15 protein-coding genes are annotated in these 18,496 nt (G+C 46.0%); 2 read left to right on the top strand and 13 right to left on the bottom strand.

Annotated features, from left to right (window positions below):
- Positions 1 to 5: 5 nt before the first annotated feature.
- A complete protein-coding gene (locus tag JMX93_RS08175; RefSeq protein WP_499204460.1) occupies positions 6 to 809 on the bottom strand; it encodes a sulfite exporter TauE/SafE family protein in 804 nt (267 codons plus the stop codon).
- Positions 810 to 1,005: 196 nt separating this feature from the next.
- Here JMX93_RS08175 and JMX93_RS08170 point away from each other — a divergent pair, with 196 nt between their 5' ends.
- Positions 1,006 to 1,974 carry a biotin--[acetyl-CoA-carboxylase] ligase gene (locus JMX93_RS08170; RefSeq protein WP_499204411.1) on the top strand — a complete coding sequence of 323 codons (969 nt, stop codon included), beginning with the start codon at positions 1,006 to 1,008 and terminating at the stop codon, positions 1,972 to 1,974.
- A 37-nt stretch (positions 1,975 to 2,011) separates the two neighbouring features.
- Positions 2,012 to 2,740: a pantothenate kinase gene (locus JMX93_RS08165; protein ID WP_045453617.1), complete on the top strand. Its 729-nt coding sequence runs from the start codon at positions 2,012 to 2,014 to the stop codon at positions 2,738 to 2,740.
- A gap of 107 nt (positions 2,741 to 2,847) precedes the next feature.
- On the opposite strand, the gene JMX93_RS08160 is transcribed toward JMX93_RS08165, so the two are convergent.
- From JMX93_RS08160 to JMX93_RS08105, 12 genes are all read right to left on the bottom strand, one after another.
- Positions 2,848 to 3,360, bottom strand: a complete 513-nt coding sequence (locus JMX93_RS08160) for an energy transducer TonB (RefSeq protein WP_499204410.1) — start codon at positions 3,358 to 3,360, stop codon at positions 2,848 to 2,850.
- A 125-nt stretch (positions 3,361 to 3,485) separates the two neighbouring features.
- Positions 3,486 to 4,673, bottom strand: a complete 1,188-nt coding sequence (locus JMX93_RS08155; protein WP_499204409.1) for an isovaleryl-CoA dehydrogenase — start codon at positions 4,671 to 4,673, stop codon at positions 3,486 to 3,488.
- 42 nt (positions 4,674 to 4,715) lie between these two features.
- Entirely contained in the window at positions 4,716 to 5,636 is a 921-nt protein-coding gene (locus tag JMX93_RS08150) for a hydroxymethylglutaryl-CoA lyase (protein ID WP_499204408.1), read from the bottom strand.
- Positions 5,637 to 5,651: 15 nt separating this feature from the next.
- A complete protein-coding gene (locus JMX93_RS08145) occupies positions 5,652 to 7,751 on the bottom strand; it encodes an acetyl/propionyl/methylcrotonyl-CoA carboxylase subunit alpha (protein WP_499204407.1) in 2,100 nt (699 codons plus the stop codon).
- A 77-nt stretch (positions 7,752 to 7,828) separates the two neighbouring features.
- Positions 7,829 to 8,647, bottom strand: a complete 819-nt coding sequence (locus JMX93_RS08140; RefSeq protein ID WP_499204406.1) for an enoyl-CoA hydratase/isomerase family protein — start codon at positions 8,645 to 8,647, stop codon at positions 7,829 to 7,831.
- 174 nt (positions 8,648 to 8,821) lie between these two features.
- A complete protein-coding gene (locus JMX93_RS08135; RefSeq protein ID WP_499204405.1) occupies positions 8,822 to 10,432 on the bottom strand; it encodes a carboxyl transferase domain-containing protein in 1,611 nt (536 codons plus the stop codon).
- Positions 10,433 to 10,561: 129 nt separating this feature from the next.
- Positions 10,562 to 12,340 (bottom strand): AMP-binding protein, encoded by a 1,779-nt coding sequence (locus JMX93_RS08130; RefSeq protein ID WP_499204404.1) that lies wholly within the window; start codon positions 12,338 to 12,340, stop codon positions 10,562 to 10,564.
- Between the two features lie 278 nt (positions 12,341 to 12,618).
- Complete coding sequence (locus tag JMX93_RS08125) at positions 12,619 to 14,391, bottom strand: AMP-binding protein (protein ID WP_499204403.1); 1,773 nt, start codon at positions 14,389 to 14,391, stop codon at positions 12,619 to 12,621.
- Positions 14,392 to 14,691: 300 nt separating this feature from the next.
- Positions 14,692 to 15,927 carry an FAD-dependent oxidoreductase gene (locus tag JMX93_RS08120; protein WP_499204402.1) on the bottom strand — a complete coding sequence of 412 codons (1,236 nt, stop codon included), beginning with the start codon at positions 15,925 to 15,927 and terminating at the stop codon, positions 14,692 to 14,694.
- 193 nt (positions 15,928 to 16,120) lie between these two features.
- Complete coding sequence (locus JMX93_RS08115; RefSeq protein WP_193012473.1) at positions 16,121 to 16,852, bottom strand: amino acid ABC transporter ATP-binding protein; 732 nt, start codon at positions 16,850 to 16,852, stop codon at positions 16,121 to 16,123.
- A 183-nt stretch (positions 16,853 to 17,035) separates the two neighbouring features.
- The gene (locus JMX93_RS08110) at positions 17,036 to 17,707 is read right to left on the bottom strand and encodes an ABC transporter permease subunit (RefSeq protein WP_193012441.1); all 672 of its coding nucleotides are present in this window, start codon (positions 17,705 to 17,707) and stop codon (positions 17,036 to 17,038) included.
- The gene (locus JMX93_RS08105) at positions 17,704 to 18,450 is read right to left on the bottom strand and encodes an amino acid ABC transporter permease (protein ID WP_193012442.1); all 747 of its coding nucleotides are present in this window, start codon (positions 18,448 to 18,450) and stop codon (positions 17,704 to 17,706) included. The genes JMX93_RS08110 and JMX93_RS08105 overlap by 4 nt, the downstream gene beginning before the upstream one ends.
- Between the last annotated feature and the right edge of the window lie 46 nt (positions 18,451 to 18,496).

The following is an 18,496-nucleotide window of genomic DNA, read 5'->3' as shown; positions in this document are numbered from 1 at the left end:
AAAACCTAAATCACCCCAATCCCACTTAACAACAGCTGCCCGCCTGCAAATAATAACAATACTCCAAAGGCGCGCTTAAGCGTTAGCGCAGGCAATTGGTGCGCAAGCTTGGCACCGACTTTTGCCATCGCAAAGCTCGCGACAGAAATACATAAAAAACCTGTGATATGCACAAAGCCTATCGCGCCCTCAGGCAGATTGACCACATCTTGCCCGAACCATGCAAACCCTGCTGCACCAGCCAATGCAATCGGCAATCCACAAGCGGCAGACGTACCGACCGACTGCTTCATCGGTAACCCTGCCCAATTTAAAAACGGTACGGTTAAGCTGCCACCGCCAATCCCAAAAATAGACGACGCCATTCCAATGCCCGTGCCCGCACCGAACTGTACGCCAGCTGACGGTAGCGGTTTGCCCAGCTGCTCTTTATTGGATAAAAACAGCATTTTTAAAGCGACCAATAACGCGCCGATACCGATGATGGCTTGCAGTACTTTACCGTCAATCATATCGGCAATACCGGCTCCCACCAAACTACCGATGACCAAGCCGAGTGCCATTTTGCGCCAAACTTCCCAACGCACGCCGCCACGCTTATTATGCGCAGTCAATGAGCTGATCGAGGTCACAACGATGGTCGCCAGTGACGTACCAATCGCCAAATGAGTCACCACTTCTGGCGAAAAATCATAAGCGGTAAAAATCCAAACCAATGCTGGTACGATAATCATGCCGCCGCCCACACCAAATAGACCTGCACTGACACCCGCAAACGCGCCTGCAATCACAAACCATACATATAACATCATCGAATCAGTCCTTTATCGCACTTAATTTTTATAAAAATTCTTTAGTTTTATAATCACTTGCCTATCGCATTTGCCAAATCACAACTCGACCTTTATGCTGTTTATTTGGTATTGTCTAATCGTGAAAATCTCATGACAATCGCCCAGTATAACAAAGATTATCCACGCTATATTAACCACATCGACGAAACTTATGCTGCCATTTTCCAATTTTTCTGACAACCCATCCGACTCATTAGAGCTTCATCATTTACCAGAGCTGAACCATCGTCACCTTGTCAACAGTGCCTCTACCAATAGCGAGCTGATAGCAGACGTGCAAAATGGCACGTTAAATGCTGCGGAGATGCATCTACTGACCGCTGAAACCCAAAGCGCAGGTCGTGGACAACACGGGCGCTCGTGGCAATCACCACGCGGCAATGTCTATCTGTCGTTATATCATCCTGTTCATCTGCCGATTAGCGGTTTACTGTCATTAATCATCGGCGTTGAACTGGCAAAAATGCCCGTTATTCAAATATTAAATGAGCAATTGCGCGCGCAAGGATTGACGCCAATCGGCGTAAAATGGGCCAATGATTTGGGCTTCTATCAACCGCCATCTGACTCAGTGTTAAATGAGCCTAAACTGGCAGCACAGACTCTACCTTTTAATAAACTTGCGGGTATTTTGATTGAGCCTGTTACCCAAGCGGGCAAATTGGTCGGCGTGGTGATGGGCGTAGGACTTAATGTACAGGCAACGCCCAAACTTACTACAAAAACTTGCGAAGGCATGAGTTATCAAGCGATTAGCCTACAGGATATTTATGAGAGGCTAAAATCAGAGACAGATATTGTGAGCCTACCAAGCCTAAAAATACTTTACCAACAAATGAGTAAAGCACTGCTAGCCGCTATGACACGCTTTGAGCACCTAGGATTAGAGAAGCCCACTGGTCAAAGCTATAATTTGGACAGCTTTTTAAAACAGTTTGATTCGATGGATGCACTGGCAGGATTACGCTTGCACGTTACTCAAGAGCATAACGGTAAAACAGATAGCATCACAGGTTATGCTTGTGGTCTTGATACACATGGATGTTTGCAATTGCGTCAAGATAACGGTAAGATTTCTGCGCTTTTTACCGGACGCATCGACGTTATTGATAAGGCTTAAATCAAAGACCCAATGGGCACGATATAAAGGGATTTTTATGCTCTGGTTAGATCTTGGCAACACCCGTCTAAAATACTGGCTCACCGATGATATCGGACAAATAGTCGCGCATGATGCCAAGCAACATTTGCAAGCGCCTGCCGAACTACTGATGGGTTTGACCGATCGCTTCGAGCGTTACGCGCCTGATTTTATTGGTATCTCATCGGTGCTGGGCGACGATTTGAATGTTAAAGTGTCAGAGACGTTAGGTCGTCTGAATATTCCGTTTGAGTTTGTCCATGTCGATGCAGCGCATGCTTTGATGAAGAGTGCTTATAATGACGAACAGCTTGGCTGTGATCGTTGGCTACAGATGCTGGGCGCCGTGGATAAGAAAAAACGTCAGTGCGTGATTGGCTGTGGCACAGCAGTGACCATTGACTTGATTGATCATGCTGAGCATTTGGGCGGTTATATTTTCCCCAGTATTTATCTGCAACGTGAATCACTATTTTCAGGCACTAAGCAAATTACCATATCCAATGGCACCTTTGATAGTGTTGGTCAAGGCATGACCACACAAGACGCGGTACATCGCGGTATCTTGCTCTCTATCGTCGGTGCCATCAATGAGATTAGCCATCGCCATCCCAACTTTGAAGTCATCATGACGGGTGGTGATGCAGCTATTATCTCGCAGCACGTCAACCGTCCGGTGCGCCTACGTGATGATTTATTGTTAAATGGCTTGGCACGCTATTTTGATCATACCAAGCAGTCGTAGTCGTAATACTCAATAAATGCTTTTACCTTGAAAATAAAAAAGCAGTACGTGTGAGGCGTACTGCTTTTTTGGTTTAAATCCACTTAATTTTTCTTACTATTCTACAGCTATTTAAATTCAATCGGTAATGTAACGTTACCTTCTACTGCCTGTCCTTTTCTCGAAAAAGGTTTAAGTCGAGCTTTATAAATCTGCTTTGCAAAAAAACTATCTACTTCTTTTAGACCGCTACTCTCAATCAACTTTATATCTTTGATATTACCTTCTTTATCAACATACAATGAAAAAATCATTGTTAAATCCTTTCTATCACAAGGTTTGATAACAGCGCCTTCTTCGTCATATGAACAATGAATTAAATATTTATCTATAGAAGTATGACGAATAGCACGATCGAATCTTGGCGGTCTCAGCCAGCTAGCATCTCGAATAGAGAACTGAATAATGGGTTCAGGACTAGACAAATCAACCAGCTCTGCTTGTGCAGGCGTGATACTCGCTGTCATCGTGAATAATGCAAACAAAGTAACTAACAGGCCATAGACACCGATAGGTTTTATATTGGTGAAAAAGGTAGAAACTGTATTAAAGGCTGGCTTGATATGTAATTTACGAATCATGATAAAAGTCTTTTATTTCAGTCATTAAAAAGTGCCACGCTATGAGACATATAACGTAGCACATTTTTAGATATTAGAATAAAATTATTCGATAAAAGTTAACTAATCATTTATACCCATTAGGATTATTTGGTCTCGTTAAACAGCTCACGACCGACTAGCATACGGCGGATTTCACTGGTACCCGCGCCAATTTCATATAGTTTAGCATCACGCCAGTAGCGACCAAGTGGATACTCGTTGGTGTAGCCGTTACCGCCAAATATTTGAATGCCCTCGCCTGCCATCCATGTGGCTTTTTCGGCACACCACAAGATCACACTGGCACAGTCTTTACGTACTTCTCGGCTATGACCAGCACCGCGCGCGTCCAGCATATCGAGGTTTTTGCCCACGGTATATAAAAAGCTGCGGCCTGCTTGCAGTATCGTATACATATCAGCAACTTTGCCTTGGATTAGCTGAAACTCACCAATAGCTTGACCAAATTGCTTACGATCATGAATATAAGGCACAACATTGTCCATTACCGCCTGCATGATACCGATAGGACCTGCGGCCAATACCGCACGCTCGTAATCCAGCCCACTCATCAATACCTTAACGCCTTCATTGAGACCGCCCAAAATATTTTCGCTTGGTACGGTCACATTGTTAAAGGTCATCTCACCCGTATGACTACCACGCATGCCAAGCTTATCGAGCTTTTGTGCCGTGCCAAAACCTTCCATACCTTTTTCAACGATAAAGGCGGTCATACCTTTGGCACCCATTTCAGGATTGGTCTTAGCATAAACCACCATCACATCCGCATCAGGGCCGTTAGTAATCCACATTTTGCTGCCGTTCAACACATAGCTACCATCTTTTTCTTCAGCTTTGAGCTTCATGCTGACGACATCTGAGCCAGCACCCGTCTCACTCATTGCCAAGGCACCGATGAACTCGCCACTGATCAGCTTTGGCAAATAATTTTGTTTTTGTGCCTCAGAGCCGTTGCGTTTGATTTGATTGATACACAAGTTAGAGTGCGCACCATAGCTAAGCGCTACCGATGCTGACGCACGGCTAATCTCTTCCATCGCGACCATGTGGGCGACGTAGCCCATGTTAGAGCCACCGTATTCTTCGGGAACGGTAATGCCATGTAGACCGAGGTCACCCATCTTTTGCCACAAATCCATTGGGAACTCATCGCTACTATCAATTTCGGCAGCACGTGGGGCAATCTCTTTTGCCGCAAATTGCTGTACGACATCACGTAGCGCGTCAATATCTTCGCCAAGCTGAAAGTTCAATCCAGGTAAACTCATAACCATTCCTTGTTTTTAGTATCTAATTTTTGCAATAATTTTTTAAGACTGACGCTTATTAATCAAAGCCCTTGCCACATTTGAGCCGTTCGGGCGCTTTAAAAACGCACTAATACGTTCGCCTGCCACGACCAATTTATCCAAATCGATACCCGTGCTGATACCCATACCATGCAGCATATAGACCACATCTTCAGTCGCGACATTACCCGTTGCGCCTTTGGCATACGGACAACCACCTAAACCCGCCACCGAAGTATCAAACTCGCTGACACCCATTTGTAATGCCGCCAAGGTATTGCTGAGTGCTTGACCGTAAGTATCATGAAAGTGACCTGACAGCATAGTGATATCAGCGTATTCAAGCGCTGCTTGTAGGGCGCGCTGCACTTTGAGGGGTGTACCCACACCAATCGTATCAGCAATACCAATCTGCTCTGAACCAATCTCAACCAACCGCTTGGTGACGTAGGCTACTTGGCTAGGGTCAATCTCTCCCTCGTAAGGACAACCAACGGTACAAGAGATAACGCCGCGTACTTTGATACCTTGTGCTTTTGCTGCCGCGGCAACGGGCGCAAAACGTTCAATACTCTCATCAATACTACAGTTAATATTTTTTTGACTAAAGGTTTCGCTGGCTGAGCCAAAAATGACGATTTCATCAGGGCGATGCAAGATAGCATTTTCAAAACCACGCATATTGGGTACGAGTACCGAGTAACAAACATCCGTATGTCGCGTCGGTGCTAGCGCATCAAGCAATGCGCTGTTATCGCCCATTTGTGGCACCCACTTTGGCGAGACAAAACTGGTCGCCTCAAGTTTTTTAATCCCTGCGTCAATTAAATCGTTGATTAAGGTTTGCTTGATAGCCGTAGGTACCGTCATGGATTCGTTTTGCAGTCCATCACGTGGACTGACGTCAACGATGGTGACATGGCTTGGATATGAGTGGCTCATGCTTATTGTCCTTTTCTATTCGCTTTCACTATCGATGCGCAATAGCTCATCACCATCAGCGACCAAGTCGCCTGCTACAAATAACAACTCTGCCACCACGCCATCTGTTGGCGCGGTAATGGTATGTTCAATTTTCATGGCCTCGATGACGGCAAGTGGCTCACCTTTTTTGACCGTGTCGCCTACAGCAACTTTAAAGGCAACTACTTGCCCTGGCATCGGTGACTTCAAGCTGCCGACCGCTGCCGTGTCCTCACCCACATGTGCCATCACATCAACAAGCGTAATCTCATCGCGTCCGCTATCTGTGAACACATAGACCGTCTCATTATGTACCCAGCTTTGGGCACTGATACGTGCACCTTCTAACCACAAGGTATGGTTATGCGCGTCACTGCTGTCATAACTCACTTGACCTTCATAAACCGTTTCGGTTTGGGCAGCTACATTGATATTGCTATCATCCTGCTCATTCGGCGTTTCTTTGCCAATGATAAGGGTAAAATGACTGAGATTTTTGCTACCTTTTTTACTGTCAGAACAACTCGCATTGTGCCAATTGCTGATACGAGCAATATATGACTGCTCATCATAAACCAAGCTAAATGAGCGGGTATAGTCGCTATAAGCACGGAAACCCGTCGGCTTGTTGAATGGATCTGAACCCTGCATGGTCGCTTCACTCGCAAGCTGCTGCGTAATAGCTGTCACCACAAGCGTAGATAATCCAAGCGGATGCTGATCAAAAAGCTTATCCTGCTCGCGCTCTATCAGCGCCGTATCGAGATTGGCGTTGCTAAATGAATCGGTATTTAAAATATAACGCAAAAATGCCACGTTATTTGGCAGACCAACGATACGCGTCTGTGCCAATGCACGATCTAGTCTCGCTAGCGCTTGCTCGCGCGTAGGCGCATGAACGATAAGTTTGGCAATCATGGAGTCGTAAAAAGGACTGATCACATCACCCTCACGTACGCCATCATCGATACGCACATCGGTAATGTTGAACGTACTGTGCTCAGGCTTTTGATAGGTAAACAAAGTCCCTGTCGCTGGCAAGAAGTTATTGTCAGGGTTTTCAGCACAGATACGCGCTTCAATTGCATGACCGTTGATAGCCAAATCATCTTGTGTTTTTGGCAATGGCTGACCCGCAGCAACCAACAGCTGCCACTCAACCAAATCGACACCAGTAATCGCTTCACTAACAGGATGCTCAACTTGCAAGCGCGTATTCATTTCCATGAAATAAAAATTCATAGAGTCTTCACGCTGCTCAACGATAAACTCAACTGTACCTGCACCCACGTAATCGACAGCACGAGCCGCTTCGATTGCCGCTGTGCCCATTGCCTGACGCATCGCATCATCGACGCCCGGTGCTGGCGCTTCTTCTAGTACTTTTTGATGGCGACGCTGTACTGAGCAATCACGCTCAAACAGATGCACATAATTGCCGTGCGTATCACCGAATACTTGGATTTCAATATGGCGTGGTTTTAGCGCATATTTTTCGATCAACACCTGATCATTACCAAAACTGGTAATTGCTTCACGGCGACACGAGTCTAATAAGTCAATAAAATCGCTGCTTTGCTCAACGATACGCATGCCTTTACCGCCGCCGCCTGCACTCGCTTTGATCAATACTGGATAGCCAATAGCATCTGCCTGCTGCTGCAAAAATTCTGCATCTTGATTGTCACCATGGTAGCCCGGTATCAGCGGCACGCCAGCGGCCTCCATCAAACGCTTAGACTCAGATTTGCCGCCCATGGCGCGAATCGCATCAGCAGACGGTCCGATAAAGACCAAACCAGCATCTTGGCACGCCTGTGCAAAATCAGCGTTTTCACTTAAGAATCCATAGCCCGGATGGATGGCCTCAGCGCCCGTCTGCTTAGCGATAGCAATAATAGCATCGCCTTTTAAATAACTGTCTTTCGGTGCCGAACCACCCAAATAAATCGCTTCATCACAGACAGCCACATGCTTGGCGCTACGATCAGCATCAGAATAAACAGCGACGGTACTGATGCCAAGACGCTTAGCAGTCGCGGCCACTCGGCAAGCAATTTCACCACGGTTGGCGATTAGAATTTTAGAAAACATAACTATCCCTGTGTCTTGTCGTTGTTATTTGACGTCTTGTCTATTTTTTCATTTATCTATCATTATTCTGCTGCTAGTTAGTCTGCTGTCAGCCAATCAGGCTTACGCTTTTGCAAGAATGCTTGCACGCCCTCTTTGCCCTGCTTTGATGAGCGAATATCAGCGATGCCTTTGACCGTATCGGCAATCAACTCATCAGTAATGGGCGTGCCTACTATGTCATGTAATAGCTGCTTGCAGGTTTTGACCGCATCGGGACTGTTTTTGACCATTTTGGCACAAAGTGTCGCTACCTCATCATCTAGCCACTCTTCGCTCACGCGCTCATGAATAAAGCCAAGCTGACGTGCTTTTTTGGCATCAAACACCTCGGCACTTAAGAGATAACGCTGCGATGCTCTCGCACCTAATGCTCGGATGACATAAGGACTGATGGTTGCAGGCGCCAATCCCAAATGCACTTCGCTGAGGCAAAAGTTTGCAATTTTCACGGCGATGGCTACATCACAAACGGCAACTAACCCCATACCACCTGCATAGACATCGCCTTGTATTGCTGCAATGGTGGGCTTGGGGCATTCAGAAATCGTCTTGAGCATTTGCGCCAATTTATCCGCATCCGCTAGATTTTCCTCATAGCTATAGTCCGCCATGGCGCGCATCCAATTAAGATCAGCGCCCGCACAAAATGCCTTGCCAGCAGCGGCTAATACAATTACACGTACGTCATCGTCAGCACCAAGCACAGTGAAAGCCTCTGTCAGCTCGGCAATCATTTCATCATTAAAGGCATTACGTATCTCAGGACGGTTCAATGTCACCGTCGCCACATGCTGTTCAACGCTGACCAGCAGGCTTTTATAATTATCAGTATTTTTTAATTTCGCTTCTTTCATAACTTTCTCTATGTTCCTATTTATATATGCGTATGTAAATATTTAGCCCAACGTTTGGGTCGTCCATCATAATGCTCATATAAGAAAGTAAGATGTCAAAACCCGATGTCGCGGTAGAATCGTATTTAAAAAATTGTCGCACTACTCTCTTATTACGAGCGGACCTTAGAACGCTTACATTCTAAAGACACCAAAAGCTGTCTCTTCAATCGGCGCGTTATAAGCGGCGCTCAGTCCCAATGCCAATACATGACGGGTATCAGCAGGGTCAATCACGCCATCATCCCACATGCGCGCGGTGGCATAATACGGATGGCCTTGCGCTTCATACATCTCACGGATTGGCGCTTTAAAGGCCGCTTCGTCTTCCTCACTCCACGCCTCCCCCTTGCGATCAAAATTATCACGTTTGACCGTTGCCAATACTGAGGCTGCTTGCTCACCGCCCATGACAGAGATACGCGCATTTGGCCACATCCATAAGAAACGAGGACTATAAGCGCGACCACACATACCGTAGTTGCCAGCGCCGAACGAACCACCAACGATGACGGTGAATTTTGGTACTTTGGCATTGGCAACTGCCATCACCATCTTGGCACCATGACGGGCAATACCTTCGTTTTCGTATTTACGTCCAACCATAAAGCCTGTGATGTTCTGGAGAAATACCAATGGAATTTTGCGCTTACAGCACAGCTCAATGAAGTGCGTGCCTTTTTGCGCAGACTCGCTAAATAGAATGCCGTTATTAGCAATGATACCCACAGGCATCCCTTCGATATGGGCAAACCCGCACACCAGCGTCGTGCCAAAGCGCGCTTTGAACTCATCAAACGCACTGTCATCAACGATACGCGCGATGATTTCTTTAATGTCAAATGGCTTACGCTTGTCTGTTGGAATCACGCCGTATAGCTCTTTGGCATCATAACGTGGCGGTCGCGGTGTGATTTGATTGGGAATGTATTTAGCAGGGCGATTCAAATGACTGACAATATTACGCGCGATTGATAACGCATGCGTGTCGTTTTGCGCTAAGTGATCGACCACGCCTGATAGCCGCGTATGGACATCACCGCCGCCCAAATCCTCTGCGGTCACTTCTTCGCCGGTTGCTGCTTTGACCAGTGGCGGACCACCCAAAAATATCGTGCCTTGCTCTTTGACAATGATAGATTCATCGCTCATGGCCGGCACATACGCACCACCAGCCGTACAGCTACCCATGACCACAGCAATCTGCGGAATACCTGCCGCACTGAGGTTGGCTTGATTAAAAAAGATACGGCCGAAATGCTCTTTATCGGGAAATACGTCATCTTGGTTCGGTAAGTTCGCACCACCTGAATCGACTAGATAAACGCACGGTAGATGATTTTCTTGTGCAATTTCTTGGGCGCGTAGATGCTTTTTGACTGTCATTGGGTAGTACGTGCCGCCTTTTACCGTGGCATCATTACAGACAATCATACACTCGATACCATTGATACGGCCGATACCCGCAATCACGCCAGCCGCTGGAATCTCTTCGCCATACATATCATGAGCGGCCATCGGTGCTACTTCCAAAAATGGCGTACCCACATCAAGCAAACGCTCGACACGCTCACGTGGTAGCAACTTGCCACGTGCTAGATGCTTGGCACGTGCGCGCTCTGAGCCACCTTGGGCGACTTTGCGCAGGTGCACATACAAATCATCGACGATCTCTTGCATCGCCGCACTGTTTTGCTGAAAGTCGCTTGAGTTTGGACTCAGTTTACTGGTTATGATAGCGCTCATGATATCCCTTTTTCTTTAGTACATAGATACGTAAATGCGAGTAGCTTTTTATATGAATGATGCCAACTGCTATTTTTTAAGTATGACTCACATAGTTCATCTTTAGTGTTTTAGAGCTGATAAGTCAGCTTACGCCAAACCCAACTCTTCTTTCATTCGCTCAATGATTTTATATTTTTGAATCTTGCCCGTGATGGTCATTGGATACTCAGTGACAAAGCGATAGTAAGCAGGCACTTTATAATGAGCGATATGTTCACTGCAGAATTCACGGACCTCTTCTTCGGTCAAGCAGCCCGGCTCTTTAGGAATAATCCACGCCGCCAGCACCTCCCCGTAACGCTCATCGGGTATCCCCACGATTTGCACATCGCGAATTTTTGGATGACGATAAAGGTAGTTTTCGATTTCTACTGGATAGATGTTTTCGCCACCGCGAATCACCATGTCTTTACTACGACCAACGATTTTCACATAGCCGTCTTCGTCCATCGTTGCCAAATCGCCCGTATGCATCCAGCCATCTTGGATGGCTTCACGCGTTTTAAAGCGGCTGCCCCAGTAGCCTTTCATCACTGAATAACCCCGTGTGAGTAGCTCGCCAGTCTCCCCGATAGGCGCAATCTCACCTGTCTCGGTATCGATGACCTTGACCTCAAGCGCAGGCTGTACCAATCCTACGGTCGAGACTTGTTTATCCAATGGCGTATGCTCATTGGTCTGGCAAGACACTGGACTGGTCTCTGTCATACCATAGGCGATAGTGACTTCACTCATGTGCATCTTGTCGATGACACGGCGCATGACTTCAATCGGACAGCTAGAGCCTGCCATGATGCCCGTACGCAAAGCGGATAAATCAAAGTTTTCAAATTCAGGATGATCAAGCTCGGCGATAAACATCGTGGGCACGCCATGTAGACCAGTACATTTCTCTTCTTCAACGGCCTTTAATACCGTCAACGGCTCAAAACCGTCGTTTGGATATACGATACAGCCGCCGTGCGTCAGAATTGCGAGATTACCAAGCACCATACCAAAGCAATGATACAGCGGTACTGGAATACACAATCTGTCGGCTTCTGTGAGATTCATGGCCTCACCGATGAAATAACCGTTATTCAAAATATTGCGATGGCTGAGCGTTGCGCCTTTTGGCGTGCCTGTCGTACCACTGGTGAACTGCACGTTGATGGCATCAGTATTTTTGAGCTGGGCTTGACGCTCAGCAACGCGTGGATCGTTGGCGTCGCCTTCCGCCATCCACGCAGAGAATTTTTGCATGAAACCAAAGGTCTCATCCGACTCTGGTTCATCAATCCAAATGATACGCTCGATCGTTGGAATCTCAACCAAATCAAGCTGGGTATAGTCTTTATGATAAATCTCAGGACAGAGCTCACGGATCAGGCTGGCGTAGTCACTGGTCTTAAAATGACGCATGAGCACCAGTGCTGAGCAGCCGAGTTTATTTAAGGCATATTGCAGCTCAAAGGTACGGTAGGCAGGATTGATATTGACGAGGATGACGCCGACTTTTGCGGTTGCTAGTTGCATGAGCAGCCATTCAGCATTGTTATGTGACCAGATACCGATGCGATCGCCAATCTCAAGCCCCATCTCAATCATACTACTGGCTAGCTGATTGACCTGATGCTGTAGCTCACGATATGTCCAGCGGATGTTTTGATGACAGACGACCAGCGCTTCACGCTCAGGATATTTGGACACAATAGCATCAAAAAAGTCGCCGATTGTCGCTTCAATCAGCGGCACATCAGGACCTTTATCATAGCTTTGGGAAAGCGGCGCATTTGCTGAGCGTGCGCCCATATTGATACTAGGGATATTATTTAAAATAATATCGAAATCAACGTGAGTCGCATCGAAATTATAATTTTGAGTCATAACGAGTCCTTTCGTTTTACTTTTTATGGTGCTGATTAATCGCCTGTCACCGATTCATTCTTCCTTGAACAGGTCTTGACTAGCGTTAGCTACTATACCGTCTTAAATCGAAGGCTGTCAATAATAGTAATACAATATGTATCATTTAAAATAAAATCATAAGATGAATTCATCCGTAATGACTAAACGACGCGTCTTTTGTCTGGCTTAAATTAAAAAAACCAGCCTTATAACATAATAGTAAAAAGCTGGCTTTTCCAGTAATTAGTAGTTTCAAATCACTCTAGACCTAACTCCTCTATCATTTTTTCGACGATTTTATACTTCTGAATTTTTCCAGTGATGGTCATTGGGTATTCAGTCACGAAGCGGAAATAGGTCGGCACTTTATAATGAGCAATATGTTCACGACAAAACTGCCTTATCTCTTCTTCGTTTAAGCTATCTGGCTCTTTTGCAATAATCCATGCCGCCAATACTTCACCATACTTTTTATCAGGAACGCCAACAATTTGTACATCACGAATCTTAGGATGACGGTATAGATAGTTCTCGACTTCTACTGGATAGATATTTTCCCCGCCACGAATAATCATATCTTTGCTACGTCCAACCACAGTGATATAACCATCTTCATCCATAGTCGCAAGGTCACCCGTATGCATCCAGCCATCTTGAATGGCAGTACGCGTTTTAAAGTGGCTACCCCAATAACCTTTCATCACGGCATAGCCATAAGTGAGTAATTCACCCGTCCCTCCTATCGGGACGACATCACCAGTTTCAGTATCGACGATTTTGACCTCAAGCGCTGGCAGCACCATCCCTACTGTAGAGACTCTCTTTTCAAGCGGCGTTTTCGAGCTGGTCTGACAGGAGGCGGGACTGGTCTCGGTCATGCCATAAGCAATGGTGACCTCGCTCATGTGCATCTTATCCATGACACGGCGCATGATCTCAATCGGACAGCTTGAGCCGCCCATGATACCGGTGCGCAAGCTGGATAAATCAAAGCTATCGAAGTCTGGATGATCAAGCTCAGCGATAAACATCGTCGGTACACCAAGCAGAGCTGTGCATTTTTCTTCTTCCACCGTTTGTAATACCGTTAGCGGATCGAAACCATCGTTGGGATAAACCGCGCAACCACCATGGGTCAAGATGGCGAGATTACCACCTACCATGCCAAAGCAGTGATAGAGTGGCAATGGGATACATAGCTTATCCTCTTCCGTCAGCCTCATTCCCTCACCCATAAAATAGCCATTATTCAAGATATTACGATGCGTTAAGGTTGCGCCTTTTGGGGTGCCAGTCGTCCCACTAGTAAACTGTACACTGATAGCGTCGGTGTTTTTAAGTTGGGCTTGGCGCTCTGCAACACGTGGATCGTTAGCATGTCCCTCTGCCATCCAAGCAGAGAACTTTTGCATAAAATTAAAACTCTCATCGCTTCCTGATTCATCAATCCAAATGATACGCTCAATCGTCGGAATCTCAACCAAGTCAAGTTGCTGATAGTTCTTATGATAAATTTCAGGACATAGCTCATGAATCATTTGCGCGTAATCACTGCTTTTGAAATGACGCATCAATACCAATGCCGAACAGCCTAGCTTATTCAGCGCATATTGCAGCTCAAAGGTACGGTAGGCAGGATTGATATTGACAAGGATAACGCCGATTTTTGCAGTCGCTAATTGCATCATTAGCCATTCAGCATTATTGTGTGACCAGATACCAATGCGATCGCCAATCTCGAGCCCCATCTCAATCATGGCACTTGCCAGCTGATTAACTTTTTCCTGTAAATCACGGTAGGTCAATCGGATGTTTTGATGGCGAGAAATTAAGGCTTCACGCTCAGGGTATTTGGAGACAATAGCATCAAAGAAATCACCGATGGTCGCCTCAATCAGCGGCACATCAGGGCCTTTATCATGGCTTTGGGTGAGTGGTGCATTTTCTGAACGCGCGCCCATCTTAACTTTGGGGATATTATTGAGAATACTGTCTTTAGTAGTACTGTCGAAGTCAGAAACTTGAGTCATAACGAATCCTTTCGTTTTGCTGTTCATTATTTTTTATCAGAGCGGTAATAGATTACAAAGGTAAATACCATATTCTTCCTTGAATATTCTTTGTCAGCATAGCCTATAATTAAATCAAGCCCTCACCAATATAGCCTCTTAAATGAAAGCCTGTCAATAATATTGATACAGTACGTATCGATTACTATTGCTGCACCATCTTATTAAATTCATGATTAATACAAAAGCTGCGATAGACATAAAAAAGCCAGCGCTGCATTAGGTTTGCAGCGCTGGCTATGATTTAGAGTTTTTTAATAGTTAAGCTTTAGGCATGACAGGTGCTTTAATCGTTACTGTTGCACTCGTTTCATGATTATCATCGAGCAAGTCCATGATAAGCTCCTCATCACTTTCAGTTTTAACTTGCCAATTACCAGACGCTTGCGGTACACCCGTCACCATCACAGAGATCGCTTTGTTTTTTAGACGAATCATCGGCGGCTTATGATCATAGCCGCTATGCTCGTGACCTAGGATATCATCAGCGATGGTCGCAGCCTGCGCCCGTAGTGGAGCGACATAGCGACATGCGACACCGTTGATAGACATACAGTCACCAATGGCATAAATATGTGAGGTATCGGTGCGCAATGTCGTTGCATCAACCACGATACCAGTACGACGATTGAATTCCACCCCTGCTGCTGTCGGTAATTTATCATCAACCGTCAGACCGGTACTGGCAATCACATGATCAACGATGAGTGGTTCGATTGGCTCAGCAGTGGCACTGTCTGTCGCTGATGCTAACGACTCATAACTGACTTGCAACTTGCCATCGTTATTTCGAATAACGTCCATGACTTGTGTGCTGCCTAAAAAGTTAATCCCCTGCGACTTCACTGCTTGCGCAATACGTGCCGTCGCTTTGGCTGGTAGCATCTGTGATAGTGGCGCATCGTTCAAATCAATCAAGGTCACTTGATGACCCGCTTTTAATAAGTCTTCAGCGATTTCCGTGCCAACCATACCTGCACCAACAATGGCAATGTGCTGACTGCCCTCAGCCAGTTTTTCTTGTAGCTGACTAAAGCGCTCAATATGGTTAACATGCCACACCAAATCTTCTGGTAAGCTTTGTGGAAAAATAGGATGAGCACCCATCGCCAGTACTAATTTCTCATAACTGATGGTGGCATAATTGGTATACACCGGATCTGAGCGCAGCGCTGAGATAAGCTGTACCGTTTGAGCCACAGGGTCAATGTCCGTTACTTGCGTATTGGCAAGTAGTGTCACTTGTGCCGCTTCTGCTGCATCAGCGCCAGTCGCCCGTACCAAGTCTGCGGCGCGTTTTTTTTGGCTAATCGCCATGGTTAGCATTGGCTTGTGATAACGATCGCCATCATCAGCCGTGATAAGGGTAATCGGGATGTCTTTATCTTTCGCACGAATCGCATCAATCACGTGCCAACCCGCCAAGCCTGCGCCAATAATGACGATGCCATCTTTTGATGAGGTTGCCGATGCTACAGATAGATTGTCTACGCTCATATTAGCTCCACTATAAATAAGGAATCGTTTTAATTATTAAAAAGAATGGCAGCCATTGTATCAGTAAACAGGCATGCACTCACATATGCATCCAAATTGAAGGTATAAATCAACTCCCACAAAAAAGCGCCTATTAATAGACGCTTTTTAGATCTGCTATTTATAAATAATTCAAATAACGCAGTAGAGATTTTTAATGATTCAAAATCTTCGATAAGAACAGTTGCGCGCGGTCACTTTTTGCGCCTTCAAAGAACTCGTCTTTACTACAGTTTTCGACGATGTGCCCTTCATCCATAAAGATAATACGGTTGGCGACCTGACTAGCAAAACCCATTTCATGGGTCACACACATCATAGTCATGCCATCACGAGTCAGCTCGACCATCACATCGAGCACCTCTTGAATCATCTCAGGATCGAGCGCTGAGGTTGGCTCATCAAACAGCATCGCCACAGGATCCATAGCCAGTGCACGAGCAATCGCGACGCGCTGCTGCTGACCGCCCGATAGCTCCGCTGGATATTTCGCCGCTTGTACCGTCAGACCGACGCGGTCCAAATACGCCATCGCCTTTTGCTTGGCTTCACTCTCTTTGCGCCCCAATACTTTGATCTGTGCCACTGTCAAATTATCAATGATGGTCAAATGCGGAAACAATTCAAAATGCTGAAATACCATGCCGACACGGCTGCGTAATTTTGGCAAATTGGTTTTTACCGCACCAACTGAGATACCATTCACCATGATTCCACCTTCTTGAAAAGGCTCCAGTCCATTGACCGTTTTAATCAAGGTTGACTTACCACTGCCCGATGGCCCGCACACGACGACGACATCACCTTTATGTACATGCGCCGTACAATCACTTAATACTTGAAAATCCCCATACCATTTGCTGACATCGGACATTTGAATGACCATCTCATCACTAGCATGACCATTGTTGGTGACCAGTCCGCCAAAGGCATTTAAGTATGTATCAGCTTTGCTCATCACTGGCTCCTAACCACATTGTTTTCGATAAATCGTCATTTAAGAAAAGTTAAATCAACTGCTAAACCAAAGCCTCAACACTCAAAAAGCGCAAGCCAAGATAAATATCTATTAAAATCGCAAACGCTTCTGCAATTGTTGTACGCCCACGGAGGCACTTACACTGATGATAAAATACACTGCACCAGCACCCAAAATGTAAGGCGTAAGCAGACCCATCAGCTCACCACGGACGTAGGCTGCGCGGAAAAAGTCTGTCAAACCAATAGCGAAAACCAACGTCGTATCTTGGAATAAAATAATACACTGCTGCAAGATCAGTGGCAGCATTTTACGGAAGGCTTGTGGCAAAATGACCAGACGCATGGTCTGTCCATACGTCATGCCAAGCGCTTTGGCGGCATTGACCTGCCCGCTGCCAATCGACTGAATACCAGCACGTACCACTTCTGAGAAGTAAGCGGCCTCGAACATCATAAAGGCAACCACGCAAGACGCAAAAGCGGCGTCGAGCTGTAAATACTTACCCGCTACCCAAAAGTAAATCATCGGTACAGCAAAATAAAACCACAGTAGTACCAGTAGTAACGGTACAGAACGAAAATAATTGACGTATAACTTCGCTGGAATCTCAAGCGCTTTGATACCAGACAAGCGCATCAATGCCAATACCGTTCCTAAGCTAATACCACCAATAATCGCCAAAAACAGTACTTTTAAGGTGGTAATCATACCGCCCATCAAACCAGGATAGGCTGTTGCCAATTCGGTCATCATACTCATTTCTGACCTCCTACAATGAGCCCAGGCACACGCAGTTTGCGCTCAATTAACCCCATAATAGCAATCAACGATAAATTAAATACTAAATAAATAATCGTTGCGTAGGTATAAATCTCGATGCTGTTTTGGGTGTATTCACTGATGGTTTTTGTCTGACTAATCAGCTCCATCACCCCCACTAATGAGGCAACGGAGGCATTTTTAAAGCAGTTGGTCAGCTCAGAGCTGAGCGGTGGCAAAATGATACGAAAAGCCTGCGGGAGCAATACTTCTTTATAGACTTGCGGAATGCTAAAGCCCAGTGCATAAGCAGCATTAATCTGACCTTCGGGCAACGACTCGATACCCGTACGCACCTGTTCGACGATACGAGCGGCGGTAAATAAGCCAAGACCGATACTGGCTGATAGCATGGCTGAAGTGTTGGGAGATAAATCCTTATACCACCATTCTTGAATGGTGGGCGTGAGCCAGCCAGGTGCAATATAAAACCAAAAAAACAACTGGACAAGCAGTGGGATATTACGAAAAAACGTCACATAAGCGGTGCCAATGGCACGAGCGGTCTTATTGGGCAAAGTGCGCATGATACCAAAGATAGTACCTACGACCATAGCGATGGCCCATGCGATACTACCAATCAATAGTAGCCAGCCAAGACCAGTAATCATCCAATGGATGTAAAGCTCATTACCGATACCAGTCTGCTCAAAGAGCACACCCCAGTTCCAGCTATAATTCATGGTTGCCTCTCCGAGCAGCGACTGAAAATCCTACGCGTCAGATTGA

Origin of the sequence: Psychrobacter muriicola 2pS (genome assembly GCF_904846535.1) — a bacterium.
Classification (GTDB): Bacteria; Pseudomonadota; Gammaproteobacteria; order Pseudomonadales; family Moraxellaceae; genus Psychrobacter; species Psychrobacter aquimaris.
Note: the sequence above shows the minus strand (reverse complement) of the source record. Positions and strands in the feature narration are given on the sequence as shown.

Excerpts from the sequence above, each read along its gene's own strand:
- JMX93_RS08175 (WP_499204460.1), bottom strand. The coding sequence starts at position 809 with ATGTTATATGTATGGTTTGTGATTGCAGGCGCGTTTGCGGGTGTCAGT.
- JMX93_RS08170 (WP_499204411.1), top strand. The coding sequence starts at position 1,006 with ATGCTGCCATTTTCCAATTTTTCTGACAACCCATCCGACTCATTAGAG.
- JMX93_RS08165 (WP_045453617.1), top strand. The coding sequence starts at position 2,012 with ATGCTCTGGTTAGATCTTGGCAACACCCGTCTAAAATACTGGCTCACC.
- JMX93_RS08160 (WP_499204410.1), bottom strand. The coding sequence starts at position 3,360 with ATGATTCGTAAATTACATATCAAGCCAGCCTTTAATACAGTTTCTACC.
- JMX93_RS08155 (WP_499204409.1), bottom strand. The coding sequence starts at position 4,673 with ATGAGTTTACCTGGATTGAACTTTCAGCTTGGCGAAGATATTGACGCG.
- JMX93_RS08150 (WP_499204408.1), bottom strand. The coding sequence starts at position 5,636 with ATGAGCCACTCATATCCAAGCCATGTCACCATCGTTGACGTCAGTCCA.
- JMX93_RS08145 (WP_499204407.1), bottom strand. The coding sequence starts at position 7,751 with ATGTTTTCTAAAATTCTAATCGCCAACCGTGGTGAAATTGCTTGCCGA.
- JMX93_RS08140 (WP_499204406.1), bottom strand. The coding sequence starts at position 8,647 with ATGAAAGAAGCGAAATTAAAAAATACTGATAATTATAAAAGCCTGCTG.
- JMX93_RS08135 (WP_499204405.1), bottom strand. The coding sequence starts at position 10,432 with ATGAGCGCTATCATAACCAGTAAACTGAGTCCAAACTCAAGCGACTTT.
- JMX93_RS08130 (WP_499204404.1), bottom strand. The coding sequence starts at position 12,340 with ATGACTCAAAATTATAATTTCGATGCGACTCACGTTGATTTCGATATT.
- JMX93_RS08125 (WP_499204403.1), bottom strand. The coding sequence starts at position 14,391 with ATGACTCAAGTTTCTGACTTCGACAGTACTACTAAAGACAGTATTCTC.
- JMX93_RS08120 (WP_499204402.1), bottom strand. The coding sequence starts at position 15,927 with ATGAGCGTAGACAATCTATCTGTAGCATCGGCAACCTCATCAAAAGAT.
- JMX93_RS08115 (WP_193012473.1), bottom strand. The coding sequence starts at position 16,852 with ATGGTCATTCAAATGTCCGATGTCAGCAAATGGTATGGGGATTTTCAA.
- JMX93_RS08110 (WP_193012441.1), bottom strand. The coding sequence starts at position 17,707 with ATGAGTATGATGACCGAATTGGCAACAGCCTATCCTGGTTTGATGGGC.
- JMX93_RS08105 (WP_193012442.1), bottom strand. The coding sequence starts at position 18,450 with ATGAATTATAGCTGGAACTGGGGTGTGCTCTTTGAGCAGACTGGTATC.